Here is a 26,786-nt window from a genome sequence, read left to right on the forward strand (position 1 = left end):
GGAGGGGGCAGTGGCGTTCGTACTCCTGACTGCACCAGCGGCAGATGGTCTTGCCCAGCAGGCCGCAGCCACAGGCGGGTCCGAAGTGCGGAGAGACCTGCTCGAAGGCCTGGAAGGCCACCTCTGCGGTCTCCCGACCGCGGTAGTAATCCCAGGCGTCGCGCGGCTTCATGAACGCCGGCGCGAGCATGAAGCGTCCGCCCCCTCTCTCCGTCTTCGTGTCCCACGCCAGGTGCCGGCCCGCCTCGCGGGCGGCCGTACACAGCCAGGGTGATCTCGGCCCGGGACGTCGCTCGCGCGATGGTCAGGACACCGCGCCGGAACGGGTCCTCCAGCTCCTCCGCCCGCAGCAGGCGGTCACCTTCGTAGAAGAAGCTCGCCGGCTCCTCCAGGAAGGCCAGTCGGCGGTGCAGTACGGTCGCTTGGGCGTCCTCGTCCAGGGCGAGCTGACCGGTGAGCTCGACGGAGCGGACGGTCTGGCGGGTGTGCGGGTGTGCGGGTGTGCGGGTGGGCGGGTGGTGACGGTGCCGGGCGCCGGCCGCAACGCCATGTCCGACAATCCCGACGCCTTCGTGCGGGCGGTCGCCGGGGAGGCGTGCGCCCTCAGGTCTCGCGGACGGCGAGGGCCAGGAAGCGGGCGTCCTCGTCGGTGTAGGAGGTCAGGCGCCAGCCAGAACCGGCCAGCATCGGGCGGAGGTTGGGTTCCGCGCGCAGGTCCTCCGGGGTGAGCTGCCGTCCCTGGCGGGCAGCGAGTGCCGCCCTGCCGATCGGGTGGAACAGCGCCAGCGTGCCGCCCGGGCGCACCACCCGTGCCAGTTCCCGCAGGTTCTCCGCCGGCCGGGGCAGATGGGCGATGAGGCCCGCCGCGAACACGGCGTCCAGCGACGCGGAGCGAAAGGGAAGCGCGGTCACGTCGGCGAGCATCAGTCGCCCGGCACCGTCGCGTCCGGCCCGTACGGCGGCCGTGAGCATGTCGGGGGTCAGATCCGCCCCGACGACCACTCCCGACGGCCCCACGGCCGCACGCAGCGGCGTCAGGGCCCTCCCGGTGCCGCAGCCCGCGTCCAGCACACGGTCTCCCGCACGCAGGCCGAGGTGGCCGACCGCGGCGGCGTAGGCGGGACCGTCGTCCGGGAAGCGGCTGTCCCAGCCCGCGGCCCGCGCGCCGAAGAACTCCTGAACGTGTGTGTGGTCGTCGCTCATGCTCCGCATGATCCCTCACCGACACGGACGACGCCTCGGTGCACATGTTCGAGCCTGACCCGATCGTTCCGGTGCACTACTGCGCCACATTTCAACACCTTTCGAAATGCGCCCCCTTTGTGCTCCTGTGCCCCGACTAGCCTCCCGTGGCCATGGGACACCTGGACCACGCCGCCTTCGGCTGGCTGACCCCCGCGCTGTCGTACCTGATGGCCTGCCTCGGCGCCGCCCTCGGGCTGCGCTGCACCGTGCGCGCGCTCGGCGCCACCGGACGCTCGCGCCGCAACTGGCTGATCACCGCTGCCTCGGCGATCGGCACCGGAATCTGGACCATGCACTTCGTGGCCATGCTCGGCTTCGCCGTCAGCGGCACCGACATCCGCTACGACGTTCCGCTGACCGTGCTCAGCCTTCTCGTCGCCATGGTCGTCGTCTGCGCCGGCGTCTTCGCCGTCGGCTACAGCCGCGACCGCACGCGCGCGTTGCTGATCGGCGGACTCACCACCGGCCTGGGAGTGGCCAGCATGCACTACCTGGGCATGGCCGCCGTCCGGCTGCACGCCGACGTGACCTACGACCCACTGCGCGTCGGGCTGTCCGTCGTGATCGCCGTCGTCGCGGCGACCGCGGCCCTCTGGGCGGCGCTCAACATCAGCTCGCCCATCGCGGTCACCCTCGCCTCCCTCGTCATGGGCGCGGCGGTGAGCAGCATGCACTACACCGCGATGTTCGCCGTGAGCGTCCACGTCACACCCTCCGGTGAGGCGCTGCCCGGGGCCACGGCGATGCAGTTCATCTTCCCCCTCGCGGTCGGCCTCGGCTCCTATCTCTTCCTGACCTCGGCCTTCGTCGCGCTGTCGCCCACCACGGGGGAGCGCGAGGCGTCCGCCTCGGCCCAGCAACCGGAGGACGGCCTCACCGTCCGACAGCAAGCCCGGCCCGCCTGACGCGACCGGCCCGCCCCCCATCCCCTTCCGATCGAGGAGGCCATGCGTACACCCCGTAGGACCCCCACGGCAGGCGCCGACGCGCCGCCCCCCACACGCGGGCGCCGCGCCCACGCCGGACCCCCAGCCGATGAGGGCCCGGACGAGCAGATCGACACGTCGGCGGACGCGATACCCCCGCGCGCGGAGCGCTGGCGCATCAGGCCGCGCACGGTGCGCGCCAAGATCGTCTGCCTGCTGATGGTGCCGGTCGTCTCCCTGCTCGCCCTGTGGGCGTACGCCACCGTCAGCACCGCCCAGGACGTGTCCGGGCTGCGCCAGTTGCAGCGCGTGGACTCCCAGGTCCGTGCCCCCGTGGCTGCCGCGGTGGCCGCTCTCCAGACCGAGCGTGCGGCCGCCGTGCGGTACGCGACCGACTCCGCTCCCGGGCAGGGCGGCGACCTGAAGGCGCTCGCGGAACGCACGGACCGCGCGGTGGGCCGGCTGCGCCTCGGCGACGACAGCACCGTCGCCGACGGTCAGGAACTGCCCACGGGAGTGGCCCAGCGGCTGGAGGCGTTCGTCTCCGGGGCCGAGGGACTCCCCTCGCTGCGGACCGCGGTCCTCGACGGCAGCGCCGGCTGGGAGGAGACGTACGGCCGGTACACGAGCACGATCTCGGCGGCCTTCTCGGTCGGCGGCGCCCTCTCCGGCGTCCAGGACGCCGAACTCGGCTCGGAAGCGCGCGTGCTGCTCGAGTTCTCCCGCGCGGGCGAGGCGCTGGCCCAGGAGGGCGTCGTGCTCGCCGGTGCGCGCCTCGCCGGACGCCTCGACGGAGAGCGCCTGCGGCTCTTCACCGGCGCTGTCGACACCCGCCGCACCCTGACGGAATCGGCCGTCGCGGACCTGCGCGGGCCCGAACGCACCGCCTGGCAGCGCCTCGCCGCCGGCAGCGCCTACGCGGACCTGTACGCCGCCGAGGACAAGGCGCTCGCCAACGGGCCCGGTGTGAAGGCGATCGCCGCCGCACCCGCGGGCATCTGGGACAAGGCGCACGCGCGCGTGCAGAACGCGATGCGGACGATCGAGGCGGACGCCGGACGTGGTGTCGCCGACCGCGCCGACCCGTTCACCCGCGGTCTGCTCACCTCGGCCGGCGCCGCTGTCCTGCTGGGCCTCGCCGCCGTCGTCGCCTCGCTCGTCATCTCCGTGCGCATCGGCCGCGGACTCGTCGTCGAACTGGTCAGCCTGCGCAACAGCGCCCTGGAGATCGCCCGGCGCAAACTCCCGGAGGCCATGCGGAAGCTACGCGCGGGGGAGGAGATCGACGTCCGCGCCGAAGCGCCGCCGGGGCCTCCTTCCGAGGACGAGACCGGCCAGGTCGCCGAGGCCCTGGGCACCGTGCACCGCGCGGCGCTGCGGGCCGCCGTGGAACGCGCCGAACTCGCCAGCGGCATCTCCGGGGTGTTCGTCAACCTGGCCCGCCGCAGCCAGGTCCTCGTCCACCGTCAGCTGAGCCTCCTGGACAGCATGGAGCGCCGCTCCGACGACCCGAACGAGCTGAGCGACCTTTTCCGGCTCGACCACCTCACCACCCGCATGCGGCGCCACGCGGAGAGCCTGATCATCCTCTCCGGGGCGGCGCCCGGCCGGGCCTGGCGCATGCCGGTGTCCCTCACCAACGTGGTCCGTGCCGCCGTCTCCGAGGTCGAGGACTACGCGCGCGTGGAGGTACGGCAGCTCCCGGAGGCAGCCGTCATCGGCACCGCCGTCGCCGACCTCACCCACCTGCTCGCCGAACTCGTTGAGAACGCGGCCCAGTTCTCGCCCCCGCACACGCGTGTGCGGGTCACCGGCGAACCTGTGGGCAACGGCTACGCCGTGGAGGTCGAGGACCGGGGCCTGGGCATGGGCAAGGAGACCTTCACCGAGGCCAACCGGCGCATCGCGCAGTCCGAGGCGCTCGACCTGTTCGACAGCGACCAGCTCGGCCTGTTCGTGGTCAGCAGGCTCGCGGCCCGCCACGGCGTCAAGGTCCATCTGCGGAGCTCGCCCTACGGGGGCACCACCGCGGTGGTCCTGCTGCCGACGGCGCTGCTGCACAGCGGCAAGCCGGAGCGTTCCGCCCGTGAGGTGGCGGAGGCCGAGCCGCAGCCCGCGGAACGCGTGTACGCGCGCGTGTCCGCCGCGGACCGGCACACCGCCGACCGGCGCCAGGAAGCCGTCCCCGCCTCCGCCGACCGCCCCGCGCTGGTGGCCCCCGTACGAGCCGCCCCCGTACGAGCCGCCGCCCCCGTACGAGCCGCCGCCCCTGTAGAGGCCGCCGAACCGGCGGCAGCCGACCCCCCGCCTCCCGGAGTCACCGCCTTGCGCCTGCACCGTCCCCCGGACGACGCCGAAGGATCGGACGACCTCCCGCGCCGGGTACGGCAGGCCAACCTCGCCCCCCAACTGCGCAGGCCACTCGCCGAGGAACCGGCCCAGCCACCTGGCCCGCGCGGAGACGAAGAGCGCACCCCCGAGCTCGTACGGGACCGGATGTCCGCCTACCGGAAGGGCTGGGCACGGGGCGGCGGCCGACAGCCCGGCCACGGAGCCGCCCCCGAACCCGAACCGGGCAGTGACAGCAGCGAAGGAGACCCCAGATGATCCAGGACCCGAGCACGGGGTCGGGCCAGCGGTCCGGCGAACTCGACTGGCTGCTGGACGACTTGGTGATGCGCGTGAGCGAGGTACGGCACGCCGTGGTGCTGTCCAACGACGGACTCGCCGTCGGTGCCTCGACCGACCTCAGGAGGGAGGACGCCGAGCACCTCGCCGCCGTCGCCTCCGGCTTCCACAGCCTCGCCAAGGGCGCGGGCCGGCACTTCGGCGCCGGCGGAGTGCGCCAGACCATGGTGGAGATGGACGAGGGCTTCCTGTTCGTGGCCGCCGCCGGCGACGGCTCCTGCCTGGCCGTCCTCACCGCCGTGACCGCCGACATCGGCCTCGTCGCCTACGAGATGGCGCGGCTGGTCAAGCGGGTCGGAGAGCACCTGTACAGCGCGCCACGGCTCTCCGCGCGCCCGCCCGCCGCCGGATGAGGCCAGAGAGCGACCCACGCAGATGACCGAGGACATGACCGGCACCCCGCGCGAGCTGGGCAGCCAGTGGTACGACAACGAGGCCGGACCGCTCGTCCGCCCGTACGCCATGACGGGCGGGCGCACGAAACCGGGACCCACCGGAGTGCGCTTCGACCTGATCGCCCTGGTCACCCTGGATCCGGGCGCGCCGGGCACGGACGGCATGGCGCTCGGACCGGAACACCGTGCCCTCATCGGACTCTGCCGCACGGAGACCCAGTCCGTCGCCGAACTCTCGGCGGGTGCGGACCTTCCCGTGGGCGTGGTCCGAGTGCTCCTCGGAGACCTGCTGGAACTCGGCTGCGTCACCGTCAGCCGCCCGGTCCCGCCCGCGCAGTTGCCCGACGAACGGATCCTGCGCGAGGTGATCGAGGGGTTGCGAGCGCTGTAGATGAACCTTCAGACGGACCCGGACGCGTACGGAACCACCGCGTACCGACTCGTGCGCGCCTTCGGACACCGAACACGCAAGAGTCGGTCACATCGGGCAGATAGCGGTCGAACCCCTCGGAAAGGGGCCGTGGTTGTCATGATGCTGACTTCGCACTCCGGTGCCGAGACCCCGCGCTACCGCCGCGCCGAGCCACGGCACCCCCGTACCGACCTCGACCGTTGCCGACACTCCCGAGAGAAGTGATCCATGGTCACCGAAGACTCCGACACCACGGGCGGCGACACCACCCCCCTGGCGTTGAAGATACTGGTCGCCGGCGGGTTCGGCGTGGGCAAGACCACCATGGTGGGCGCGGTCAGCGAGATCAAGCCGCTGCGCACCGAGGAACTGCTCAGCGAAGCCGGACAGTCGGTGGACGACACCGACGGCGTGGACCAGAAGGTCACGACGACCGTCGCCATGGACTTCGGCCGGATCACCATCCGTTCCGGCCTCTCCCTCTATCTGTTCGGCACTCCCGGGCAGGACCGCTTCTGGTTCCTGTGGGACGAACTGTCCCAGGGAGCCCTGGGCGCGGTGGTCCTCGCCGACACACGGCGCCTGGAGGACTGTTTCCCCGCGGTCGACTACTTCGAGCACCGGCACATCCCGTTCGTGGTGGCCGTCAACTGCTTCGTGGGCACGCGCACATACGGCGCCCAGGACGTCTCGCGCGCCCTCGACCTCGACGGCGGCACCCCCGTCGTCCTGTGCGACGCACGTGACCGCGACTCGGGGAAGGAGGTGCTGATCCGGCTGGTCGAGTACGCCGGGCGGATGCACACCGCCCGGCTGCTCGACTCCGTGAGCTGATCACGCCCGCCTCGGCCCGGTCAGTCCGCGACGGCCTTCTGCGCCAGGACCTTGTCGATGGCGACACGCACGAGCAGTTCGCCCGGAACCCCGTTGCGGGCGGCGAACTCCTCGGCGCGCTCCTCACCCATGTACCGCGCCGCGATACGAGCCGCCCAGTGCCGGACCTCGTCGAGGTCCTCCGAGATGCGGGCCCGGCCCCGCAGCACCACGTACTCGAAGGGCGGCCGGTCGTCGTCCACACACAGGGCGACCCGGCCGTCCCGCGCGAGATTGCGCCCCTTCACCGTGTCCTTGCCGGTGTTGAACACCACCTCGTCCCCGTCGAGCAGGAACCAGATCGGCGCCACATGCGGACTTCCGTCGGCCCGTACGGTGGACAGCTTTCCGGTGCGGGTTCCGTCCGCGACGAAGGCCCGCCATTCCTCATCGGTCATCTTCTGTGCCATGCCGCCATCCTCCTTGCTCCGGCGGCCGCTCCTGGGGAAGGCTGGCGGGCAGATTCTCCGACGACGCGGAGGGTCACACGGGGAATGTCACACGGGGAGCGGGACATGGCGCAGAACCAGGGGCTGGGCTGGCTGTTGGACGACCTGACCGAGCGCGTCGACCATGTACGGCACGCACTCGTCCTGTCCAACGACGGGCTGGTGGCGGGTGCGAGCGCGGGACTGCCCCGGGAGGACGCGGAGCACCTCGCCGCCGTCTCGTCCGGACTGCACAGCCTGGCCAAGGGCTCGGGGCGTCACTTCAGCGCGGGCCGCGTGCGCCAGACGATGATCGAGTTCGATGACGCGGTGCTGTTCGTCACCGCCGCGGGCACCGGCAGTTGTCTGTGCGTGCTCAGCGGGGCGGAGGCCGACATGGGCCAGATCGCCTACGAGATGACGCTGCTCGTCAACCGGGTCGGAGAACACCTCACCGTGGACGCCCGGCAGCCCGACCGCGCACCACTGGAAGACATCTGACCTGCAGTTTTACCTTCCTCCTTGGAGTTATCCACAGGCTCGCCCCGATGTCGGCGATTCCGGCTACGGTTTTTTCCGAGGCCATCGCGGACCGTGCGGGCCTGCCTCACTCCACTTCACTCCACGGGGGAGACGACCATGTCCGGCAACACCGTCACGCGACCACACTCCGCTTCCTGCGCGCCGAGCCGGGCAGCGCGGGAACTGGATCTGAAGCGAAGCGAGTTCGACCTCGCCGTGCACCTCGGGCGCATCAGGACCGTGCCCGACGAAGGCGGCGGCGGGGGCCGTCGGGTGGCCCGGGCGGAGATCGAACGTCTGCGCTCGGACCCCCGCTTCCCCGAGACGCTGCGCGCGAGCGTGCGGGCCGTGGGGACCAGCGAAGGCGCCGACGTGATGGGCGTGCCCCCGGCCCGGTTCACCCGCCTCGCGCGGCTGGGACTGGTGGTGCCGGTCAGGTTCTACCTGAATCGCTATCGGGTCGTCGTCTGGCTCTATCTCGCCGACGAACTCGAGCAGTTCGCCGCTGACGGGACCAACGCCTTCCTGCTGACCGGCCGCACACCCGCGGTGCTGAGGAGCCAACTGGCCGCGGGCGTCGACCTTCGTCCCCGGAACTGGCGAGGCCGTCACCTGGGCTTCCTGCACCGGCAGGCCGACGGCCCCTGGCAACGCGCCGGAGTCCTGGCCGGGTTCCTCGACCCTCTCCAGGTCGCGGAGATCGTCAAGGACCCCTACGAACGCTCCCACCTGAACAGGTTCCGGCCGGGACCGCCGGCCCACGGCACGCCCGGCACACCGGCCGCGCACCTCGTGGAGAAGATCATGACGGCCGACGACCCCGACGAGATCGACTGGCTCGGGTACGACCTCGCTCGCACCCTGGACGAGGCACGCGCCGAGCAGCCCGCGCCACGGCCCTTCCCGAAGCCGGTCCCGACGCCCCCGGCCGCGCCGCCGGGCCCGCCCGACGAGCCCGGCCGGCCGGCCCGCGGTCTGCTGAACCGGCTACGCCGCCGGAGCGGGTGACGCGCCGGATCTACAGCGCCCGGAACAGGCCCTCCTGGACGACGGACACCAGCAGGCGCCCCTCCAGGTCGTAGATCCGCCCACGGGCCAGCCCGCGTCCGCCGGTGGCGATCGGCGACTCCTGGTCGTACAGGAACCACTCGTCCGCGCGGAACGGCCGATGGAACCACATCGCGTGGTCCAGCGACGCCATGTCGAAGTTCCGCGGACCCCACAGGGGCTCGACCGGGAGGCGGACGGCGTCCAGGAGAGTCATGTCGCTGGCGTACGTGAGCGCGCAGGTGTGGACGAGCGGGTCGTCGCCGAGCGGCCCGACCGCACGCATCCACACCGCGCTGCGCGGCTCGGCTTCCTCGACGTCCTCGGCGCTCCAGCGCAAGGGGTCCGCGTACCGGATGTCGAAGGGCTGACGGCGCGCCATCCGCTCCAACTGCTCGGGCAACTCGCCCAGATGCTTCCGGATCTCCTCGACGACCGTCGGCAGGGACTCCGGGTCCGGGACCTCGCGAGCCGGCGGCAGCTGGTGCTCGAAGGGACCTTCCTCAGGCTTGTGAAAGGAGGCGGTGAGATTGAAGATCGTGCGCCCCTGCTGCACGGCGGTGACCCGGCGGGTCGTGAAGGACCGCCCGTCCCGCACCCGTTCGACCTGGTACACGATCGGCACACCCGGCCGGCCCGGACGCAGGAAGTACGCGTGCAGCGAGTGCACGGGCCGGTCGCCATCGGTGGTCCGGCCGGCCGCGACCAGCGCCTGGCCCGCCACCTGCCCACCGAAGACCCGCTGCAGGGACTCCTGCGGGCTGCGGCCGCGGAAGATGTTGACCTCGATCTGCTCGAGGTCGAGCAGGTCGACGAGCCTCTCGGCCGGATTCGTCATCGGTGCGCTTCTCCTGTGCCTTCTTCGTTACTCACAACTGGCCGACGGCGGTGACGCGGACGACAGCGCGGCCCTCGGCGTCGGAGGCCGTGAGGTCGACCTCCGCGCTGATGCCCCAGTCGTGGTCGTCGTTCGGGTCGTCGAAGATCTGGCGGACCCGCCACAGGGCGTTCTGCGGCTCCTCCTGGATGATGAGCAACTTGGGGCCCCGGGCGTCCGGGCCCGTGCTGAGGTCGTCGTACTCGTCCCAGTACTTGTCCATCGCATCGCCCCACGCGTCGGCGTCCCAACCGGACTCGCCGTCCAGCTCGCCGAGTTCGCCGACGTGGTCGAGAGCGGCGAGCTCGACACGGCGGAACATCGCGTTGCGGACCAGGACCCGGAAGGCACGCGCGTTGGCCGTGACCGGCTTGACCTCGTCGGCCTTCTCCTGAGCCTCCTCGGCGGTCATCTCCGCCGGGTTGGCGAGCTGCTCCCACTCGTCCAGCAGGCTCGAGTCCACCTGGCGCACCATCTCGCCCAGCCACTCCACCAGGTCCTGGAGGTCCTCCGACTTGAGGTCGTCCGGGACGGTGTGGTCGAGGGCCTTGTAGGCGCCGGCCAGGTAGCGCAGCACGATGCCCTCGGTGCGGGCCAGCTCGTAGTGGGAGACCAGCTCGGTGAAGGACATCGCCCGCTCGTACATGTCGCGGATGACGGACTTGGGCGACAACGGGTGGTCGCCGACCCACGGGTGACTCTTGCGGTAGGTGTCGTACGCGTGGAAGAGCAGCTCCTCCATGGGCTTCGGGTACGAGATGTCCTGGAGGCGCTCCATCCGCTCCTCGTACTCGACGCCGTCCGCCTTCATCGCGGCCACCGCCTCACCGCGCGCCTTGTTCTGCTGGGCGGCCAGGATCTGACGCGGGTCGTCCAACGTGGATTCCACGACGGAGACCATGTCGAGCGCGTACGAAGGCGACTCCGGGTCGAGGAGTTCGAACGCGGCCAGCGCGAAGGTGGACAGCGGCTGGTTCAGCGCGAAGTCCTGCTGGAGGTCCACGGTGAGACGGACGATGCGGCCCGTGGCGTCCGGTTCGTCGAGCCTCTCGACCACCCCGCCGTCAAGCAGCGAGCGGTAGATCGCGATCGCGCGCCGGATGTGCCGAAGCTGCTGCTTGCGCGGCTCGTGGTTGTCCTCGAGCAGATGCCGCATCGCCTCGAAGGCGTTGCCGGGCCGGGCGATCACCGACAGCAGCATCGTGTGCGTGACCCGGAAGCGGGACGCCAGCGGCTCCGGATCGGACTCGATGAGCTTGTCGAAGGTGTTCTCCGTCCAGCCCACGAATCCTTCCGGCGCCTTCTTGCGCACCACCTTGCGACGCTTCTTCGGGTCGTCGCCGGCCTTGTTGAGGGCCTTCTCGTTCTCGATGACGTGCTCGGGAGCCTGCGCGACCACCAGACCCGCCGTGTCGAAGCCGGCCCGCCCGGCCCGGCCCGCGATCTGGTGGAACTCACGGGCCCGCAGGGTGCGCACCCGGTTGCCGTCGTACTTGGTCAGCGCCGTGAACAGCACGGTGCGGATGGGCACGTTGACGCCGACGCCGAGGGTGTCCGTACCGCAGATCACCTTCAACAGGCCGGCCTGGGCGAGCTTCTCCACCAGGCGCCGGTACTTGGGCAGCATGCCGGCGTGGTGGACGCCGATACCGTGCCGCACGTAGCGCGAGAGGTTCTGGCCGAACTTCGTGCTGAAGCGGAATTTGCCGATCAGGTCGGCGATCCGTTCCTTCTCCTCGCGCGAGCACATGTTGATGCTCATCAGCGCCTGAGCCCGCTCCACCGCCTGCGCCTGCGTGAAGTGCACGATGTAGACGGGCGCCTGCTTCGTCACCAGCAGGTCGCTGAGCGTCTCCGTCATCGGGGTGTACCGGTACTCGTACGACAGCGGCACCGGTCGGATCGCCGAGCGGACCACCGACGTGGGGCGGCCGGTGCGCCGGGCGAGGTCCTTCTCGAAGAAGGACACGTCGCCGAGCGTGGCCGACATGAGCACGAACTGCGCCTGGGGCAGCTCCAGGATGGGGATCTGCCACGCCCAGCCGCGGTCGCCCTCCGCGTAGAAGTGGAACTCGTCCATGACGACCTGTCCGACATCGGCGTTCTTGCCGTCGCGCAACGCGATCGAGGCGAGCACCTCGGCGGTGCAGCAGATGACCGGGGCGTCGGAGTTCACGGACGCGTCGCCGGTCAGCATGCCGACGTTCTCCGTGCCGAAGATCTTGCACAGCTCGAAGAACTTCTCCGACACCAGCGCCTTGATCGGAGCCGTGTAGAAGGTGACCTCGTCGCGGGCGAGAGCCGCGAAGTGCGCGGCCGCCGCGATCATGCTCTTGCCGGAGCCGGTGGGCGTCGACACGATCACGTTCGCCCCGGAGACCACCTCGATCAGCGCCTCCTCCTGGTGGGGGTAGAGCGTCAGACCACGCTCCTGCGCCCAGGACTCGAAGGCTTCGTACAGGGCGTCGGGATCTGCGGTCGGCGGCAGCTGATCGATGAGGGTCACGACCCCATCTTGCCTGCCCTCGGCCCTGATGGGGGAATCGGATGCCGGCCCGAAGATCACGACCGCTACGCTGTGTCGCCGACGGAGCGTCAACGCACCCGGTCAACTGGACAGCGACTTTCGAGGAATAGGGCGGGCACCGGCCATGATGGGACCAGCACACTCACTGTCGGGCGCGGCCGCCTGGCTCGGCGTCGGTGCGGCCGCCGCCGCGGCCGGGCACACGATGCCCTGGCCGGTCCTGCTCGCAGGTGCGCTGATCTGCGCCGGAGCCGCGCTCGCCCCGGACCTCGACCACAAGGCAGCCACCATCTCGCGGGCCTTCGGACCCGTCTCGCGCTGGCTGTGCGAGATCGTCGACAAGCTTTCCTACGCCGTCTACAAGGGCACCAGGAAGCAGGGCGACCCGCGCCGCTCCGGAGGTCACCGGACCCTGACGCACACCTGGCTGTGGGCCGTCATGATCGGCGGAGGCGCCTCGGCGCTGGCGATCACCGGTGGCCGCTGGGCGGTCCTGGCGCTGCTCTTCGTGCACATGGTGCTGGCGATCGAGGGGCTGCTGTGGCGGGCGGCCCGGGGATCCAGCAGCGACGTGCTGGTGTGGCTGCTGGCCGCCACCAGCGCCTGGATCCTCGCCGGTGTCCTGGACAAGCCTGGCAACGGCTCGGACTGGCTGTTCACGGAACCGGGCCAGCAGTACCTGTGGCTGGGGCTGCCGATCGTGCTGGGCGCCCTGGTGCACGACATCGGCGACGCGCTGACCGTCTCGGGCTGCCCGGTCCTGTGGCCCATCCCGATCGGGCGCAAGCGCTGGTACCCGATCGGTCCGCCCAAGGTGATGCGGTTCCGGGCCGGCAGCTGGGTCGAGCTGAAGGTGCTGATGCCCGTGTTCATGCTGCTCGGGGGAGTGGGCGGCGCGGCCGCTCTCAACTACATCTGACGAGCGACCCGACGGTTGCCGTCGGCGGTGGCGACGGCACCGGTTCAGGTCATCGCCCCGCCGTCGCCGTAGCGCCGCTCGAAGCGGGCGACCCGGCCCTCCGTGTCCACGGTGCGCGCCTTGCCGGTGAAGAAGGGGTGGCTCTCGGAGGAGATCTCCACGTCCACGACCGGGTAGGTCTCGCCGTCGTCCCACTCGATGGTCTGTTCGCTGGTGGCGGTGGACCGGGTCAGGAAGGCGTAACCGGCGGTCCGGTCGCGGAACACGACCGCGTGGTAGTCGGGCTGCTTGTCCTGCTGCATGAGAGCTCCTCGTGCGATGGCTACGGCGGACGCCATGGCGATGGAGAGGGCGGCGGCCGCCGACCCGGAACGGCCGGGGCGGCCGTGGACGGGTCAGCCGGACAGGGCGTCCTCGTCGACGATGTGCATCGCGGCCTCCTCCGCGGAGGCTGCCGCGCCGTCGATGCCCACGTCCGTGGCGATCAGTGCGCTCTCCTCGTCCTCGTGTGCTCCCTCGTCCGGCGCCACGAGCCTGCCGGAGCGTGCGGAGCCGACCTCGTTGTCGAGGAGTTCCCCGTCGGTGCCGTCGCAATCGCCGAGGCCGTCGCCGTCCGGCGCATCGGGCTCCGGGACCTCTTCCGCGAGCCGCTGGTCCAGGCTCTCGCCCTGTCGGCGCTCCGCAGCGGTCACACCGTCGTGTTCCACCGCCCAGGGTCGGTCCGGAGGGGACCAGCCGCGGTCGAGGGGGTCCTCGACGCCGTCGTTCTCCAGCGTGTCCTCGGCGTCGAGCAGTCCCGAGTCTTCCTGGATGTCGGACGCGTCGGGCTGGTAGACGTCGTCCCCCCATCCGTCGGCACTGTTCACGGGTACCTCCAGGGGGTGACGGCCCCGTACTCTTCGCGGTCGGCGGCGGGGTGCCGCCGCACGGGGCACCGGTCGGGCGCGGTGTGTTCAGGAGGGATCCCGACTGTCTTCCGCGCGGGTGCCGCTATCCAGCGTTCCACCCCGCTTCGGGAGCGCGCAACGCCAGAGGACGCGCGAGGGCCGGGCCGGGCCGCCTCCACCCGGGCGCGGCGGCCGCTACCCGAGGCCGCTCCCGTCCCCGGGGCACGCGGGTCGCCGCCCGGTGAGGGGGCAGCAGCAGGCGCCGGACCAGGCACTGGTACCGGCCCGAGCACTGGTACCGGCCCGAGCACCGGGGTCGGCCCGAGCACTGGTACCGGCCCGAGCACCGGGGTCGGCCCGAGCACTGGTACCGGCCCGAGCACTGGTACCGGCCCTAGCGCCGGTACCGGTACCGGTACCGGACCAGGTACCGGGGTCGACCCGAGCACCGGGGTCGACCCGAGCACCGGGGTCGGCCCGAGCACCGGGGTCGGCCCGAGCACTGGTACCGGCCCGAGCGCCGGGGTCGGCGCCGGCGCCGGCTCGGACACCGGCATCGGCGCTGCCCCAGGTACCGGCCGAGGCACAGGCACCGGCGCTGTCAGGCCTCGCACCGGTGCCGGCCCGCTGCCGCCGCTGTTGCACTCCTCAGCCGTGTCCTCAGCCGTGTCCTCAGCCGTGCCACGACCGCCAGAGCGCCGCGTACGCTCCGTCCGCCGCGACCAGCTCGGTGTGGCTGCCCAGCTCGCTGATGCGGCCGTTCTCGACGACGGCGATGACGTCGGCGTCGTGGGCGGTGTGCAGGCGGTGGGCGATGGCGACCACGGTGCGGCCGTCCAGGACGCGGGCGAGGGACCGCTCCAGGTGGCGGGCGGCACGCGGGTCGAGCAGCGAGGTCGCCTCGTCCAGGACCAGCGTGTGGGGGTCGGCCAGGACCAGTCGGGCCAGGGCGATCTGCTGGGCCTGCGCCGGGGTGAGCGCGACACCGCCGGAGCCGACCTCGGTGTCGAGGCCCTCGTCCAGGGCCCGGGCCCAGCCGTCCGCGTCGACCGCCCCCAGGGCCGCCCACAGCTCTGCGTCCTCGGCGTCTTCGGCATGATCCGAGGCCGTCGACGCCGTCGAGGTCTCCTCGCCCGAGCGGAGTCGCGCGTGCGGGAGGGCGAGCCGGAGGTTGTCGCGCAGGGAGCCCACGAAGACGTGGTGCTCCTGGTTGACGAGCGCCACATGGGAGCGGACGCGTTCCGCCGTCATCCGCGACAGCTCGGCGCCACCGAGGGTGATCCGGCCGTCGCGCGGCGCGTAGATCCCGGCGAGCAGCCGCCCCAGCGTGGACTTCCCCGCGCCCGAGGGCCCGACCAGGGCCAGCCGGGTGCCGGGGGAGACCTGCAAGGTCACCTTGCGCAGCACGTCGACGCCCTCCCGGTAGCCGAAATGGACCCGGTCGGCGTGCACGTCGCGCCCGTCCGGCACGAGCCCGGAGTCCCCGCCGTCCGGCTCGATGTCACGCACTCCGACCAGGCGGGCCAGCGACACCTGGGCCACCTGAAGCTCGTCGTACCAGCGCAGGATGAGGTTCACCGGGTCGACGAGCATCTGCGCCAGCAGCGCGCCCGTCGTCAGCTGACCGACTCCGATCCAGCCCTTCAGCACGAAGGCCCCGCCGAGCATGAGGACCGAGCCGAGCACCGTGACGTGCACCAAGTTGATGACCGGGAACAGCACCGACCGCAGCCACAGCGTGTAGCGCTCCCAGGCGGTCCACTGCTGGATGCGCTGCTCGGAGAGCGCGATACGGCGCTCGCCCAGCCGGTGGGCCTCCACCGTGCGGCCGGCGTCCACGGTCTCGGCGAGGGCGGCGGCCACGGAGGCGTAGCCGGCGGCCTCCGAGCGGTAGCCGGCCGGCGCCCGCCTGAAGTACCAGCGGCACCCGGCCACGAGCAGCGGCACCGCGACCAGGACGGCCGGCGCCAGCGGCGGCGCCGTGACGACCAGCCCGCCGAGCAGCAGCAGCGCCCACATCACGCCGATCGTCAGCTGGGGCACGGCCTCGCGCATCGCGTTGGCCAGCCGGTCGATGTCCGTGGTGATGCGGGACAGCAGATCGCCCGTCCCGGCACGCTCCAGCACGCCAGGCGGCAGCCGCACCGAGCGGACGAGGAAGTCCTCGCGCAGGTCGGCCAGCATGCGCTCGCCGAGCATCGCGCCACGCAGCCGCACCTGCCGTACGAAGATGGCCTGGACGACCAGGGCGAGCACGAACAGCGTGGCGATGAACTCGAGGTGGAGCTCGCGCGCGCCCTCCGACAATCGTTCCACGAGGTCGCCGAGCAGCCATGGACCCACCATCGAGGCGACCGTGGCGACCGTGTTCACGAGCAGGAGGAGCTGAAAGGCACGGCGGTGCCGGCGCAGGAGTTCGGCCACGTAGGCACGGACGGTCGCGGGGGCGCCGACGGGCAGCGTGTTCGCCGTCGTCGGTGCCGCCGGGTCGTACGCGGGCGGCGCCACGCCGATCATGCGGTCTCCTCGATCTCTTCGCGTTCGATGCCTTCGCGGTCGATCTCTTTGCGTTCGATCTCTGCGAGCCGGTTGTCTTCCCGGTCCTTCAACACACCGCTCAGGGAGGCCTCTTCGTCCTTGAGTGCGTGGTCCGGCGCGGCTTCCTCGTCGGTCTCCCTGGTCACCACGGCCCGGTACCGGGGCTCGGAGCGCAGCAGTTCGCGGTGCCCGCCCACCGCGACGGCCTCGCCCTCGTGCACGAGCACGACCCGGTCGGCGCGGTCCAGCAGCAGGGGGGACGAGGTGAACACCACCGTGGTGCGCCCCGCCCGCAGTTCGCGCAGCCCCTCGGCGATCCGTGCCTCGGTGTGCGAGTCGACGGCGGAGGTGGGCTCGTCCAGGACGAGGACCTCGGGGTCCGTGTACAGGGAGCGGGCCAGCGCGAGCCGCTGCCGCTGGCCGCCGGAGAGGGACCGGCCGCGCTCGGTGATGCGGGCGTCCATCGGGTCGTCGGCTTCGAACGAACCCTGCACGAGCGCGTCGAGGACGTCCGCGCACTGGGCGGCGGCCAGCGCCGCACCCGCGTCGACCGCACCCGAGGCGGGCACGTCGAGCAGGTCGCGCAGGGAACCGGACAGCAGCACCGGGTCCTTGTCCTGGACGAGGACCGAGGCGCGTGCGGAGTCCAGCGGCAGCTCGTTCAGCGGGACCCCGCCGAGCAGTACCGAAGGGCTCTCCTGCGGAGGATGTCCGCCCAGCCGTTCCGCCAGCTCTCCGGCGGCGTCCGGATCGCCGCACACCACGGCGGTGAGCCGGGCGGCCGGGGCGAGCAACCCGGTGGCCGGGTCGTACAGGTCGCCCCTGGGAGCGTCGGCCGGGCGTGATCCGCCGATGTCGGTGACCCGCTCCAGGGACAGCACACGGGCGGCGCGTTTGGCCGACGGGCGCGAGAAGGAATAGGCCATGGCGATCTCCTCGAAGTGCCTGAGGGGATAGGCCAGGACCATGACGGAGCTGTAGACCGTGACCAGTTCGCCGACGGTGATGCGGCCCTCGCGCGCCAGATGAACGCCGTAGCAGACGACCGTGATCAGCAGCAGGCCGGGCAGCAGCACCTGGATGGCGCTGATCAGCGACCACATGCGGGCGCTGCGCACGGCCGCGTGCCGGACCTCCTGCGAGGCGCTGCGGTAGCGGTCGAGGAACAGTTCCTCGCCGCCGATCCCGCGCAGCACCCGCAGGCCGGCCACGGTGTCCGAGGCGAGTTCGGTGGCGCGTCCGGCCTTCTCGCGCTGGAAGTCGGCCCGTCGCGTCGCCGGGGGCAGCAGGGGCAGCACCGCGAGCGCGAGAACGGGCAGGCCCACGGCGACCACCAGGCCGAGGGCCGGCTGGTACACGACCAGGCCGACGCAGACCAGCAGGACCGTGAGGGCCGCGGCGGTGAAACGGGACACGGCCTCCACGAACCAGCCGATCTTCTCGACGTCGCCCGTGGAGACGGCCACGACCTCACCGGCCGCGACCCGCCGGGTCAGTGCGGAGCCGAGCTGCGAGGCCTTGCGGGCGAGCAGCTGCTGCACCCGGGCGGCGGCGGTGATCCAGTTGGTGACGGCGGCGCGGTGCAGGAAGGTGTCCCCGATCGCGGTGGCGGCACCGCACAGGGCCATCACGCCGCCGGTGAGGGCCAGCCGGGTACCGGAACGGTCCACGACGGCCTCGATGGCGAACCCGACGCAGAACGGCTGCGCCGAGACGGCGACGAAGTGCAGCAGCCCCCAGGCCAGGGACGTGAACTGGCCGCCCAGCTGGTTGCGTCCGAGCCACCACAGGAAGCGGGGTCCCGAGCGTGCGTCCGGCACGCCCGGGTCGGGGTACGGAAGGTCTTGGATCTGCATGACGTCCCAGTGGCTCGAGTCAGCGGTAGGGGAGAGGAAGAGGGAGACGGAGAAGGGGGCGGAAGGAGACGGGGGCGGAAGGAGACGGGGTGGGTGGGGGAGCGGCGGACGAACGGGAAGTCCGCGGGGAGCGGCAACAAACCGTGCAAGGTTCGCGTCGCAGCGTGGTCAAAATCAACCGGTTTTCCATGGCGGCGGCCGGATCCGGCAGCTGTCCGACACGGCCCGGACGTCCGGAACCTGGCGCTGACGCACGGTAAGCGGTGCGAGCATGGGCCGATGCGACAGGACTATGCGCGGCGCGCGGGAGCCGCGCCGGTGATCTGCGGCCTCCTGCTCGCGGCCTTGTCCGCGTGCGGTGGTGCGGCCGTGCAACACGGGAGTGACGGTACGTCGGGTGCGGCCGGCCGGAGGGGCGGGACCTCCCCGGGTGTGGCCGCGGCGACCGGAGTCCCGGGTGTCGGTGACCGGCTGCTGCGGCGGATCCCCGCTGTTTCACGCCAGGTTGTGGCGGTGTACGGCGACGGGAAGGACTCCGCGGACGCCACCGTCGTGCTCTACTCCAGGAGGGGCAGGGCCTGGGAGCGGGTCCGGAGCTGGCAGGGGCACAACGGCAAGAAGGGCTGGACCGCCGAGCACCACGCCGGTGACAACCGCAGTCCCGTCGGGGTGTTCACGCTCACCGACGCGGGCGGTGTCCTGGCCGATCCCGGCACCAGGCTGCCGTACACCCGGTCCGACTCCTTCGCCGCGCCGCGCTGGTGGGCGAGGTCGCACTGGCACGACTTCGACTACGTCATCGCCATCGACTACAACCGCGTCAAGGGCGCCCCGCCCGACGACCCGGCGCGGCCCGAGGGTGAGGACAAGGGCGGTTGGATCTGGCTGCACATGGACCACGGCAGCGGTACGTCGGCCTGTGTCAGCCTGTCCCGGGCGGCGATGGAATACCTGCTGCGCACCCTCGACCCGGATCGGCATCCCGTAGTGGTCATGGGCGACAGGGACGCGCTGAAGGACTGGGGGCCGTCCTGGCGATCATGAGGAGGAGCCCCCTTTGACGCGCGGGGGCGGCGAGTGTCGGGCACCGGCCGCGTGCTGGTGAGCGCGCACGGAGGTGGAGTCCACGACACGTCCCAGTCGATGTCCCCGGCCGCGTCCGCCTCGGCCTGCACCCGCTGGAGCAGCCGCTCCCACGTTCCATCCGCCGACCAACGCCGATGCCGCTCGTGAACGGTCTTCCAGGGACCGTAGCGCTCCGGCGGGTCACGCCGCTGCACACCGGTGCGGATCCGGTACAGCACCCCGTTCGACACCTGGCGGTGATCCCGCCACCGGCCACACCGCCCGTTGCTCACCGGGAGGAGCGGCGTAAGCCCCTCCCACTGACCATCCGTCAGATCACCCCTGTGCCCCACAGTCCTATCAACGGCTCACCTGATCGCCAGGCTACGGCCTAGCTCTCGTTTCACTCCTCTGGCGCTGGCGCCGCCGGGCCGCACACGCTACTCAGGCCGCTGACATCGGCCAGGGGTGCGGATTGCTGGGAGTGACTTCGTAGGTCAAGCAGCGAGTTGGTAGCGGGCCTGGTGGCTGCGCTGGTGCTCCTGGCCCAGATGGTAGGCCCAGTAGCGGTCGAAGTCGCCGTTGGCGAGCAGTGCGCGGATTTTCAGGACGGCTTCGGCGCCGGCGCTCCGCCCGGCCGTCGACGCGTTCGTCCGACAAATTCGCTACCCGGCGGCCGGAGCGCCGTGATACACAACCGCCGTGCAAAACATCTTGGAGTTCCCCGAGGTCCTGCGGCTGATCGAAGACCGCTCGGCCGCGTTCCGCGCTGCGATCGCGTCCGCCCCCGACCTTGACGTCCAGGTCCCGACCTGCCCGGACTGGACGCTGCGCGAACTGGCGCAGCACCTCGGTGACGGCCGCCGCCGTCAGGCCGCCATCGTCGCGGCGGGCCCGGGCGCTGAGCCCCCGGCGAGGACGGACCCGAAGGGCGCCCCGACCGCGCCCCGCGACCACGAAGCCCTGGACGCCTGGCTCGCCGAGTCGACCGGGCTCATGCTCGACGCGATGCGCGAGGCCGGCCCGGACCGCGGCTGCTGGACCTGGTGGGGCCGCTCGCAGGCCCCGGAGACCAGCGGAGCCGTGGCCCGGCACCAGATCCAGGAGATCGCCGTCCACACCTACGACGCCCAGCTCACCCAGGGCGCCGCACAGCCGCTGCCGACGGACGTCGCGGTCGAGGGCGTCGACGAGTTCCTGACGACCGTCTCGGCGACGACCGTCCCCTGGCCGTTCAAGCCGGCAACCATCGACCTGCACACGACCGAGGGCCGCTCCTGGCGCCTGACCCTCAACGCCGACGGCGTCCGCTGCGACGACCTCGCCGCCGACGCGGAGCCGGGCGACATGGCGATGCGAGGCGCAGCGAGCGAACTGGTCCTCTACTTCTACGAGCGCGTCCCGCTCGACGGCCTGGAGACCACCGGCGACACCGAGCCGATGGAGCAGCTCGCAGACTGGGACCCGAACGCGTAAACGCGCACTTGTGACGCATCTGTCGGCGGTGCGCGCGCTCCTGCGGGCGCCACTGGGCCCGGGGTTGGGGACATCGCGCGGCTGCGGGCAGGCTGCGGGCCTGCTCTTCAAGGGCGGAAGGCGCACCTGCGGGCGGCTGCCGCTGCACCGGGGGACACTCGCGGCGCCGGTGCTGCTGTTCAAGGGCGAAGGGCTCTCGCTCGTCCTGACGCCCGGTCAGCGGGCCGACTGCACCCAGTTCGAGGCTGTCATGGAACGGATCCGGGTGCCCCGCCTGGCCACCGGCCGGCCTCGCACGACACCCGACAGCGTCAGCGCCGACAAGGGGTACAGCAACCGTCGCCCCGCGGCGCGGGCGATGGCCGCGTTTGTGTCACCCTCTGCACGGGCCGGCGCGGCTCGGGCCCGCTGCACCCGGCGCGACGGCGCGGTCCGCGACCGCGTCAACTCGTCCGATACTTTGCGCTGTTCACCGTCCCAGACCACCTGGTACGGACTTGCCACCGGCACGCGCCCCCACCCCTTCGACGCCATGCATCGCGGTGATCATCGTGGTGGGAGGGGCACACGTCCCGCCGGGGCAGGGTGAGCACGGGTGGCAGGATGGCCGCCATGGCGAACAGCAGGAGTGCGAAGCCGAACTCGCGGACGGCACCGGGTCAGACCGCACACAAGATCAAGATCACCTTGCGGGACTCCCGGCCTCCGATCTGGCGCCGCTTGGAGGTGCCGTCAGGCACCACCTTGCGCGAGCTGCACGACGTCATCCAGGCTGCCTTCGGCTGGGAGGACTACCACATGTGGGCCTTCGAGAGCGGACGGGACCGATACGGCGTCACTGACCGCGACCTGGGCATCCGCAACGCCGCCTCCGAGCGGCTCGGCCAGGTGGCTCCCCACACCGGCGACCGGCTCCGCTACACCTACGACTTCGGCGACGGCTGGGAACACGACATCCTTATCGAGGACGTCACCGCGCCGGCGGCCGGCACCGCCTACCCCCGATGCCTCACCGGCCGCCGGGCTTGCCCGCCTGAGGACTGCGGCGGCATCTGGGGATACGCCTACCTCATCGAGATCCTTGCCGACCCCCGCCACGAAGAACACGAAGACCGCCTGGAATGGCTGGGCCTCGACTCTGCCGACCAGTTCGACCCCGCAGCCTTCGAAGCCGCTCAGGTCAACTCCGCGCTATCCGCCCTCGCGACCGTGCTCGTCAAGAACTGACGCATCACCGCCCGCCGTCGGCAGCCCGCCTCGCCACTGACGGCAGGGCACATGCCCCCGCAAGATCAATGCGGCGCTGCACTAGCCAGTGCCGCATCAGGCAACGTTCGCCCTGTCGACGACGGCGCGTAGGTGCCGGTCGTCGGCATGGCGGTTTCGCCAGATGATGTAGCGGCGGATCATGCTGCCCCGCTCTTTGTGGGTGGCGTGGTCGGTGCCGTCGAGGGCGAAGTAGCGCAGGGCGGTGAACTGGGCCTCGATGCGGTTGAGCCAGGAGGAGTTCGTCGGGGTGTAGGCGATCTCGACGTTGTTCGCCGCGGCCCAGGTGCCGACCCGCTGGCACTTCTTCGTGGTCAGGTGCGGGGAGAAGTTGTCGCAGACGATCGCGATACGGATCTTGTCCGGGTAGAGGGTGCGCAGGTAGCGGCCGAACTCCAGGAACTGCGTCCGCCGCTTGACCGGCTTGATGTGGCTGTAGAGCTCGTCCTTGGCCAGGTCCAGGGCGGCGAACAGGTGCCGTACTCCGCTGTAGCGGTTGTAGGTCGCCCGCCGCCTGCGGCGCGGCTCACGGTCGGGGGCCTTGTGCTTGCCGCCGCGCTCGGCCCACTGCTTCCCGGGGTGGGGCATGAGGTTGAGCGGGCCGAACTCGTCCATGCAGAAGATGACTTCGGGCTCGCCTTCCTCGGACAGGACCTCCCCGTCGGCGATCGCGTAGAGGTGCTCGACGCGGGCGGTGGCGTCGGACTGCCGCTTTGCCAGGATGCGCCGGTTCCCGCCCGGAGCCGGCCGGGTGGTCAGTCCAGGGCGGGGCGTGTGCGGCGTGCGGTGTGTGCGGGCCGCCCGACTGCGGCGTACCAGACCAGGGCCGCACATATGAAGGCCGTCGCCGCGGAGACCAGTGACCTTGTGAGGGTGTCGTTCCGTGCGCCGGAAACGAGGGCGACGGCCAGTGCCAGCGTCAGGGTGATGACGGGCAGCGCACGGGGGCTCCGCGTGGCGCCTGGCACGGCGGCCGGCGGCAGCAGCCAGGCTGCGAGGCCGTAACAGGCACAGGCCAACAGTGTGGCTCCCAGCACTTCGCTGGGCCGGTGGCCGCCCATGGTCGCGCTGGCGGCGGCGATGCAGGCGAGCCACAGCACACCGGCCGTGGCGACGTAGGGGCGGATGCGGGGGGAAACCACGAGGACGGCGGCGAGGGTCAGCGCGGCGGGGATGGCCGTGTGCCCGCTGGGGAACCCCTGATCAAGGAGATTCTCCGGCGCGCCCACCAGATCGGGGCGGGGCAGGATGGTCGATTTGAGCACCTCCTTGCCTCCGGTCGTGAGAATGACGACCCCGAGCGCCGCGCACCCCTGCCGCCAGCACCGCCGCACCAGGGTGAGGACCACGATGGCGGCCAGGCCCACCATCAGGGTGGGCTTGGCGCTCAATTCCATCGGCGGCAGGGGCGTCGAGCCGTAGACCGCTCCTGACAGGGGGTAGATCCATGCTTCTTCGCCGCCCTGTTTACCGAGACCAAACAGGGCGTTCTCAGCTCGTTGCCCCCACGGGGTGCAGATGGCGAGCAGGTAGACCGTCAGGAACCCCAGGGTGTACAGCAGAGCCGGCATCCACGACCGTGTCGTACGCGACGGGCTGGGGGCGTCGGGGGCCTCGGGGGCCTGCCTTGAGGCCCCCGGACGGTGCGCGGGCAGGGGCTGAGAATCGTGCTGAGTCATCGCTCTGTTTCTTCCGTTGGGGGGAGTTCGGTCACGCACGTCTTCCGGCACGACGTGGGCCGCCGGGCTCGGCCGGCCCACCGGGGGTCCGCTCCTACTCGGCGAGTGCCTGCCCCTGTCGGCGCTGGGCGGCGATCGCCAGGGCGGGGAGGGGTGCGATCAGCAGGATGAGGACGACCAGGTCCGGAAAGGACTGCATGAACGCGTCCGGCCGGACGACGATCGCCTGCGTGCGGACGATCGCGAACGCCGCGACGGGGATCAGCCACCGGTGGTCGCCGGTGGCGGCCGTCGCCACCCACGCGGCGATCAGCGCGGCGACTTCGAGGACGAACAAACCGCGCTGGAAAGCCGGACTGACGGAGATGATGTGCAGGCCCCCGGCCACGAACATGGCGAGCATGACGGGGGCCAGCCAGCGGTACGAGCGGCGTCGCAGACGGCTGGGACGGCAGAGCGCCAGCCCGGCGCACGCGGCGCACAGTGCCCCCGACAGCACCAGGTCACGGGCCGTTATCGGGGCGCCGAGACCGTAATAGCCCAGGCCCGCCTTGCCCTCGTCGCCGAAGAGGGTGCGGCCGTGGGACGTGGCGCCGGCCCACATCATGGCTGCCGCGGCGGGCAGCGCGATCCACGGTCTGCCGCGCAGCAGGGCGATCAGGCAGCCCAGCGGGAGCAGCCCGTAGGGCAGCAGCCGTATCCGCGTGGGACCTTCGGCCCACGGGTACCAGCCGGAGAAGTGGAAGGCGATGGCGTGCTGTCCGGGGTCGATGTGCAGTGCCCAGTGCCACACATCCTGCAAGTACGGGACCAGCGCCAGCGCGGCGAGGGCCAGGGCGGCCAGATGGATGCCGTCCAGCCACCACGGCCGGGCCGTGTCGTCGACGACGGCACGGGCGCGGGCCTGCACCCCGGCGCGCACCAGGGCGGCAACTTCCCGCGGCGGGGGCCAGGAGCGGCCGGGATACGCCTCGGACAGGCAGGCCAGCACCTCCTCTCCCTGCCGGGAACGGTAGGGCTCGGGATAGGCCGCAAGCAGCAGACGATTCATGCCGGGGCCGCTCCGGCATCCCGCGAGTGTCCGATGACGACGGCCGCCGCCTGCTGCATCCGCAGCGCCTCCCGGCCGAGCGCCTCGGTGCCGTCCTCGGTGAGCCGGTAGTAGCGCCGCGCCCGCCCGTCCACGATCTCCTCATGGCCGGCGGCCACCAGCCCGGCCCGCTCCATCCGCTCCAGCGCGCCGTAGAGAGTGCCGACAGCGATCCGGAGCCTCCCGTCGGTGGCCTGCTCGGCAGCCTTGATGATGCCGTAACCGTGCAACGGACCATCCATGAGTGCGGCAAGGATGAAGTACTGCGGTTCCGTCAAGGGCGGATTCTGTCTGGTCATGCATCGAGCATATATCGAGCTACGAAATATATCTGCCAGCTCTGGGTGATCACCGGCAGCACCTCCACGCCCGCGGCGAGCGTCACCCTCTCCCGGCCGGCGGGCGCGACGGCGATCTCCTCGACGCACCCGCACGGGCGTTGGCGGATGCTCACCGCGACCTGGTCCGGGCCGAGCGGAATGTCATTCCCACCGTGTCCGCCGGACCCGTCTCGCCTCCGTTGAATCTTCCATGGACCAGACCCTGTTCGCCCGGACCGGCCGGGAGATCAAGAAGATCGCCAAGTCCGAGCCAGCCGAGCACGGCCTGCCGCTCTCGACCTGGAGCCCAGCCAAGCTGGCCGACTTCCTGGAAGCCGAGGGGGCGTTCGACGACATCAGCCACGAGGGGCCTTCGGGCCCTGCCCCGCGGTCAGTGGACCGAACGCGGCGGCCGCCACAAGGACCCCGCCCGGGAACCGCGGCCCCGCCGGCGGGCGACCTGCACCCGCCCGCACGGGGTCCGGCACCTGTTCACCGCCTGGTATCCGACCGTGCCCGCGACCGCGCCCTACTCGTGCCGGTCGGGCGACGGGCCCTATCGGGAGGTGCAGGTCGAGGTCGACGGGCAACTGGCCGGTAGTTCGGGCCGCTCAACCTCCAGCCCCACCCCGGGCGGCAATCGCCGCCTCCTTCCCGACCGTCTGGACCGGCGGCTGGTCCAACCCCTTCCTCTGGTACGTGGTTCCGGGTCCCCGGGCCTTCGGCATCAAGCCGATCGAAAAGCCGATCGAATACGACCTGACCCCCTTCGCCGGGATCCTCAACGACGGTCGTCCGCACCGCGTGGAGGTGTCCGTCGCCGGGGTGTCCGAGGGGCAGAGCGGCTGGAGCGCACCGGTCAACGTGTTTGTCTGGCAGGACCCGGGGAAGGCCGTCGTCGGCGGAGGGCTCCTCACGCACGCGGCGGGTGAACTCGCCGACTCCGCCACCCACCCGCCCGGCACGGAGCATCGCGTCGACACCGAGGGCGGGCACCGCCTGGCCGTCGCCGGGTATCTCGACACCTCGCACGGTCGCGTGCGGACCTCCGTGACCCGTGCCCTCGCGAACACCTCCGCGCATCGCTGGACCGAGGGTGAGACCGTGACCGCCTCGACGCCTCCTGGACGGACGACGAGTCGGTCATCGACGACGGCCGCGGACCGGCCCCTATGACGCGCACCCACCGGACCTACACGATGAACGGCACCACCACCATCGGCGCGGACGACCGGCTCCGCACCGTGCTGACCCTCGGCGACCGGGCCGACTCCGTGGCTCACCGGCAAGGGCATGGCCGGCATCCCCGGCTCGGCCTTCCTCGCCCTGTCCGCGACCGCCTCCTCGCTGGGGGCCATTCCCGCCGTCGCCGTCGCCCTGCCGCTGGGCGTGGACCGCATCATGGACTCGATGCGCGTCGTCACCAACCTCCTCGGCAACTGTGTGGCGGTCTTCGCCGTCTCCCGCTGGGAGGGCGCGCTGGACCTGGAGCGGGCCAGGAAGATCCTGGACGGCGAGACCGTCGCCCTGCCGGACGCATAGCCGGACGGCCCCGCGAAGCCGGAGAGGCCCGAGCGGTCGGAAGGCTCTGAGCGGTCGGAGGGTTCCGAGCAGTCGCAGGGTTCGGAGACTCCGGAAGCGGCGGCCGGGATTCCGGCGGCCGTCTCCGCCAAGGAGGCCCTCCCCGAGACCAGCTGAACTGACGCCGCCGACACACCCGGCCGTGGCCGCACCTCCAGTACTACGGCTG

Annotated in this window: 23 protein-coding genes and 6 pseudogenes; 14 read left to right on the top strand and 15 right to left on the bottom strand. The window is 71.6% G+C overall.

Annotated elements, in window-relative coordinates; genetic code table 11:
- Positions 1–272: 272 nt before the first annotated feature.
- Both ACFWBD_RS08335 and ACFWBD_RS08340 read right to left on the bottom strand, forming a co-directional pair.
- Positions 273–437: pseudogene (locus tag ACFWBD_RS08335) on the bottom strand (PadR family transcriptional regulator); the annotation flags it as partial.
- A gap of 166 nt (positions 438–603) precedes the next feature.
- Positions 604–1,203, bottom strand: a complete 600-nt coding sequence (locus ACFWBD_RS08340) for a class I SAM-dependent methyltransferase (RefSeq protein ID WP_385664416.1) — start codon at positions 1,201–1,203, stop codon at positions 604–606.
- A 152-nt stretch (positions 1,204–1,355) separates the two neighbouring features.
- Here ACFWBD_RS08340 and ACFWBD_RS08345 point away from each other — a divergent pair, with 152 nt between their 5' ends.
- From ACFWBD_RS08345 to ACFWBD_RS08365, 5 genes are all read left to right on the top strand, one after another.
- Positions 1,356–2,150 (top strand): MHYT domain-containing protein, encoded by a 795-nt coding sequence (locus ACFWBD_RS08345; RefSeq protein WP_385664419.1) that lies wholly within the window; start codon positions 1,356–1,358, stop codon positions 2,148–2,150.
- 42 nt (positions 2,151–2,192) lie between these two features.
- Positions 2,193–4,778 (top strand): nitrate- and nitrite sensing domain-containing protein, encoded by a 2,586-nt coding sequence (locus ACFWBD_RS08350; protein ID WP_385664421.1) that lies wholly within the window; start codon positions 2,193–2,195, stop codon positions 4,776–4,778.
- Positions 4,775–5,212, top strand: coding sequence for a roadblock/LC7 domain-containing protein (locus ACFWBD_RS08355; RefSeq protein ID WP_385664424.1), 438 nt, complete (start codon positions 4,775–4,777; stop codon positions 5,210–5,212). Before ACFWBD_RS08350 ends, ACFWBD_RS08355 begins: the two co-directional genes overlap by 4 nt.
- 22 nt (positions 5,213–5,234) lie before the next feature.
- Positions 5,235–5,645 (top strand): DUF742 domain-containing protein, encoded by a 411-nt coding sequence (locus ACFWBD_RS08360; protein ID WP_385556561.1) that lies wholly within the window; start codon positions 5,235–5,237, stop codon positions 5,643–5,645.
- Positions 5,646–5,894: 249 nt separating this feature from the next.
- Positions 5,895–6,500: an ATP/GTP-binding protein gene (locus tag ACFWBD_RS08365; protein ID WP_385664427.1), complete on the top strand. Its 606-nt coding sequence runs from the start codon at positions 5,895–5,897 to the stop codon at positions 6,498–6,500.
- A gap of 20 nt (positions 6,501–6,520) precedes the next feature.
- Here the strand turns inward: ACFWBD_RS08365 and ACFWBD_RS08370 are convergent, their stop codons facing one another.
- Positions 6,521–6,949 carry a PPOX class F420-dependent oxidoreductase gene (locus ACFWBD_RS08370; RefSeq protein WP_385664430.1) on the bottom strand — a complete coding sequence of 143 codons (429 nt, stop codon included), beginning with the start codon at positions 6,947–6,949 and terminating at the stop codon, positions 6,521–6,523.
- Between the two features lie 105 nt (positions 6,950–7,054).
- On the opposite strand from ACFWBD_RS08370, the gene ACFWBD_RS08375 reads away from it, so the two are divergent.
- Together ACFWBD_RS08375 and ACFWBD_RS08380 are read left to right on the top strand one after the other, a co-directional pair.
- On the top strand, positions 7,055–7,468 hold the full coding sequence (locus ACFWBD_RS08375) for a roadblock/LC7 domain-containing protein (RefSeq protein WP_385664432.1): 414 nt from the start codon (positions 7,055–7,057) through the stop codon (positions 7,466–7,468).
- Between the two features lie 138 nt (positions 7,469–7,606).
- Positions 7,607–8,497 carry a DUF6397 family protein gene (locus ACFWBD_RS08380; protein WP_385664435.1) on the top strand — a complete coding sequence of 297 codons (891 nt, stop codon included), beginning with the start codon at positions 7,607–7,609 and terminating at the stop codon, positions 8,495–8,497.
- Positions 8,498–8,507: 10 nt separating this feature from the next.
- On the opposite strand, the gene ACFWBD_RS08385 is transcribed toward ACFWBD_RS08380, so the two are convergent.
- Both ACFWBD_RS08385 and ACFWBD_RS08390 read right to left on the bottom strand, forming a co-directional pair.
- Positions 8,508–9,374, bottom strand: coding sequence for an acyl-CoA thioesterase (locus tag ACFWBD_RS08385; RefSeq protein ID WP_385664438.1), 867 nt, complete (start codon positions 9,372–9,374; stop codon positions 8,508–8,510).
- Between the two features lie 31 nt (positions 9,375–9,405).
- Positions 9,406–11,919 carry a DEAD/DEAH box helicase gene (locus ACFWBD_RS08390; RefSeq protein WP_385664441.1) on the bottom strand — a complete coding sequence of 838 codons (2,514 nt, stop codon included), beginning with the start codon at positions 11,917–11,919 and terminating at the stop codon, positions 9,406–9,408.
- 145 nt (positions 11,920–12,064) lie between these two features.
- On the opposite strand from ACFWBD_RS08390, the gene ACFWBD_RS08395 reads away from it, so the two are divergent.
- Positions 12,065–12,859: a metal-dependent hydrolase gene (locus tag ACFWBD_RS08395; RefSeq protein ID WP_385664444.1), complete on the top strand. Its 795-nt coding sequence runs from the start codon at positions 12,065–12,067 to the stop codon at positions 12,857–12,859.
- Between the two features lie 44 nt (positions 12,860–12,903).
- On the opposite strand, the gene ACFWBD_RS08400 is transcribed toward ACFWBD_RS08395, so the two are convergent.
- From ACFWBD_RS08400 to ACFWBD_RS08415, 4 genes are all read right to left on the bottom strand, one after another.
- Positions 12,904–13,161 carry a type B 50S ribosomal protein L31 gene (locus ACFWBD_RS08400; protein ID WP_351755266.1) on the bottom strand — a complete coding sequence of 86 codons (258 nt, stop codon included), beginning with the start codon at positions 13,159–13,161 and terminating at the stop codon, positions 12,904–12,906.
- Positions 13,162–13,254: 93 nt separating this feature from the next.
- Positions 13,255–13,725, bottom strand: coding sequence for a DUF5709 domain-containing protein (locus ACFWBD_RS08405; protein ID WP_314219354.1), 471 nt, complete (start codon positions 13,723–13,725; stop codon positions 13,255–13,257).
- Between the two features lie 693 nt (positions 13,726–14,418).
- Entirely contained in the window at positions 14,419–16,263 is a 1,845-nt protein-coding gene (locus ACFWBD_RS08410; RefSeq protein ID WP_385664448.1) for an ABC transporter ATP-binding protein, read from the bottom strand.
- Positions 16,260–18,140 carry an ABC transporter transmembrane domain-containing protein gene (locus ACFWBD_RS08415; RefSeq protein WP_385664451.1) on the bottom strand — a complete coding sequence of 627 codons (1,881 nt, stop codon included), beginning with the start codon at positions 18,138–18,140 and terminating at the stop codon, positions 16,260–16,262. Before ACFWBD_RS08415 ends, ACFWBD_RS08410 begins: the two co-directional genes overlap by 4 nt.
- A gap of 279 nt (positions 18,141–18,419) precedes the next feature.
- On the opposite strand from ACFWBD_RS08415, the gene ACFWBD_RS08420 reads away from it, so the two are divergent.
- Complete coding sequence (locus tag ACFWBD_RS08420) at positions 18,420–19,184, top strand: hypothetical protein (protein ID WP_385664454.1); 765 nt, start codon at positions 18,420–18,422, stop codon at positions 19,182–19,184.
- A 36-nt stretch (positions 19,185–19,220) separates the two neighbouring features.
- Here ACFWBD_RS08420 and ACFWBD_RS08425 read toward each other — a convergent pair.
- Positions 19,221–19,558 (bottom strand): annotated as a pseudogene (locus ACFWBD_RS08425) (IS5 family transposase); the annotation flags it as partial.
- A 349-nt stretch (positions 19,559–19,907) separates the two neighbouring features.
- On the opposite strand from ACFWBD_RS08425, the gene ACFWBD_RS08430 reads away from it, so the two are divergent.
- Both ACFWBD_RS08430 and ACFWBD_RS08435 read left to right on the top strand, forming a co-directional pair.
- Positions 19,908–20,681, top strand: coding sequence for a maleylpyruvate isomerase N-terminal domain-containing protein (locus ACFWBD_RS08430; protein ID WP_385664457.1), 774 nt, complete (start codon positions 19,908–19,910; stop codon positions 20,679–20,681).
- Between the two features lie 612 nt (positions 20,682–21,293).
- Positions 21,294–21,908 (top strand): plasmid pRiA4b ORF-3 family protein, encoded by a 615-nt coding sequence (locus tag ACFWBD_RS08435; RefSeq protein WP_385664459.1) that lies wholly within the window; start codon positions 21,294–21,296, stop codon positions 21,906–21,908.
- A gap of 96 nt (positions 21,909–22,004) precedes the next feature.
- On the opposite strand, the pseudogene ACFWBD_RS08440 reads toward ACFWBD_RS08435, so the two are convergent.
- From ACFWBD_RS08440 to ACFWBD_RS08460, 5 genes and pseudogenes are all read right to left on the bottom strand, one after another.
- Positions 22,005–22,640 (bottom strand): annotated as a pseudogene (locus ACFWBD_RS08440) (transposase); the annotation flags it as partial.
- 62 nt (positions 22,641–22,702) lie between these two features.
- Complete coding sequence (locus tag ACFWBD_RS08445; RefSeq protein ID WP_385664461.1) at positions 22,703–23,626, bottom strand: phosphatase PAP2 family protein; 924 nt, start codon at positions 23,624–23,626, stop codon at positions 22,703–22,705.
- Positions 23,627–23,720: 94 nt separating this feature from the next.
- Positions 23,721–24,677: a hypothetical protein gene (locus ACFWBD_RS08450; RefSeq protein ID WP_385664464.1), complete on the bottom strand. Its 957-nt coding sequence runs from the start codon at positions 24,675–24,677 to the stop codon at positions 23,721–23,723.
- Entirely contained in the window at positions 24,674–25,015 is a 342-nt protein-coding gene (locus tag ACFWBD_RS08455; RefSeq protein ID WP_063731093.1) for a PadR family transcriptional regulator, read from the bottom strand. Before ACFWBD_RS08455 ends, ACFWBD_RS08450 begins: the two co-directional genes overlap by 4 nt.
- Positions 25,012–25,170 (bottom strand): hypothetical protein, encoded by a 159-nt coding sequence (locus ACFWBD_RS08460; protein WP_385664467.1) that lies wholly within the window; start codon positions 25,168–25,170, stop codon positions 25,012–25,014. Before ACFWBD_RS08460 ends, ACFWBD_RS08455 begins: the two co-directional genes overlap by 4 nt.
- A gap of 77 nt (positions 25,171–25,247) precedes the next feature.
- Between ACFWBD_RS08460 and ACFWBD_RS08465 the strand changes: the two are divergent.
- The 3 pseudogenes from ACFWBD_RS08465 to ACFWBD_RS08475 form a co-directional block, all read left to right on the top strand.
- Positions 25,248–25,539, top strand: a pseudogene (locus tag ACFWBD_RS08465) (hypothetical protein); the annotation flags it as partial.
- Positions 25,537–26,304 (top strand): annotated as a pseudogene (locus ACFWBD_RS08470) (peptide-N4-asparagine amidase); the annotation flags it as partial. The pseudogenes ACFWBD_RS08465 and ACFWBD_RS08470, both read left to right, overlap by 3 nt.
- A gap of 10 nt (positions 26,305–26,314) precedes the next feature.
- Positions 26,315–26,578, top strand: a pseudogene (locus tag ACFWBD_RS08475) (cation:dicarboxylate symporter family transporter); the annotation flags it as partial.
- Between the last annotated feature and the right edge of the window lie 208 nt (positions 26,579–26,786).

This window comes from Streptomyces sp. NPDC060002, from assembly GCF_042737245.1.
Classification (GTDB): domain Bacteria; phylum Actinomycetota; class Actinomycetes; order Streptomycetales; family Streptomycetaceae; genus Streptomyces.

Excerpts from the sequence above, each read along its gene's own strand:
- ACFWBD_RS08450 (WP_385664464.1), bottom strand. The coding sequence starts at position 24,677 with ATGAATCGTCTGCTGCTTGCGGCCTATCCCGAGCCCTACCGTTCCCGG.
- ACFWBD_RS08365 (WP_385664427.1), top strand. The coding sequence starts at position 5,895 with ATGGTCACCGAAGACTCCGACACCACGGGCGGCGACACCACCCCCCTG.
- ACFWBD_RS08395 (WP_385664444.1), top strand. The coding sequence starts at position 12,065 with ATGATGGGACCAGCACACTCACTGTCGGGCGCGGCCGCCTGGCTCGGC.
- ACFWBD_RS08410 (WP_385664448.1), bottom strand. The coding sequence starts at position 16,263 with ATGATCGGCGTGGCGCCGCCCGCGTACGACCCGGCGGCACCGACGACG.
- ACFWBD_RS08415 (WP_385664451.1), bottom strand. The coding sequence starts at position 18,140 with ATGCAGATCCAAGACCTTCCGTACCCCGACCCGGGCGTGCCGGACGCA.
- ACFWBD_RS08420 (WP_385664454.1), top strand. The coding sequence starts at position 18,420 with ATGCGACAGGACTATGCGCGGCGCGCGGGAGCCGCGCCGGTGATCTGC.
- ACFWBD_RS08375 (WP_385664432.1), top strand. The coding sequence starts at position 7,055 with ATGGCGCAGAACCAGGGGCTGGGCTGGCTGTTGGACGACCTGACCGAG.
- ACFWBD_RS08445 (WP_385664461.1), bottom strand. The coding sequence starts at position 23,626 with ATGACTCAGCACGATTCTCAGCCCCTGCCCGCGCACCGTCCGGGGGCC.
- ACFWBD_RS08380 (WP_385664435.1), top strand. The coding sequence starts at position 7,607 with ATGTCCGGCAACACCGTCACGCGACCACACTCCGCTTCCTGCGCGCCG.
- ACFWBD_RS08350 (WP_385664421.1), top strand. The coding sequence starts at position 2,193 with ATGCGTACACCCCGTAGGACCCCCACGGCAGGCGCCGACGCGCCGCCC.
- ACFWBD_RS08400 (WP_351755266.1), bottom strand. The coding sequence starts at position 13,161 with ATGCAGCAGGACAAGCAGCCCGACTACCACGCGGTCGTGTTCCGCGAC.
- ACFWBD_RS08385 (WP_385664438.1), bottom strand. The coding sequence starts at position 9,374 with ATGACGAATCCGGCCGAGAGGCTCGTCGACCTGCTCGACCTCGAGCAG.
- ACFWBD_RS08340 (WP_385664416.1), bottom strand. The coding sequence starts at position 1,203 with ATGAGCGACGACCACACACACGTTCAGGAGTTCTTCGGCGCGCGGGCC.
- ACFWBD_RS08455 (WP_063731093.1), bottom strand. The coding sequence starts at position 25,015 with ATGACCAGACAGAATCCGCCCTTGACGGAACCGCAGTACTTCATCCTT.
- ACFWBD_RS08360 (WP_385556561.1), top strand. The coding sequence starts at position 5,235 with ATGACCGAGGACATGACCGGCACCCCGCGCGAGCTGGGCAGCCAGTGG.
- ACFWBD_RS08370 (WP_385664430.1), bottom strand. The coding sequence starts at position 6,949 with ATGGCACAGAAGATGACCGATGAGGAATGGCGGGCCTTCGTCGCGGAC.
- ACFWBD_RS08435 (WP_385664459.1), top strand. The coding sequence starts at position 21,294 with ATGGCGAACAGCAGGAGTGCGAAGCCGAACTCGCGGACGGCACCGGGT.
- ACFWBD_RS08345 (WP_385664419.1), top strand. The coding sequence starts at position 1,356 with ATGGGACACCTGGACCACGCCGCCTTCGGCTGGCTGACCCCCGCGCTG.
- ACFWBD_RS08355 (WP_385664424.1), top strand. The coding sequence starts at position 4,775 with ATGATCCAGGACCCGAGCACGGGGTCGGGCCAGCGGTCCGGCGAACTC.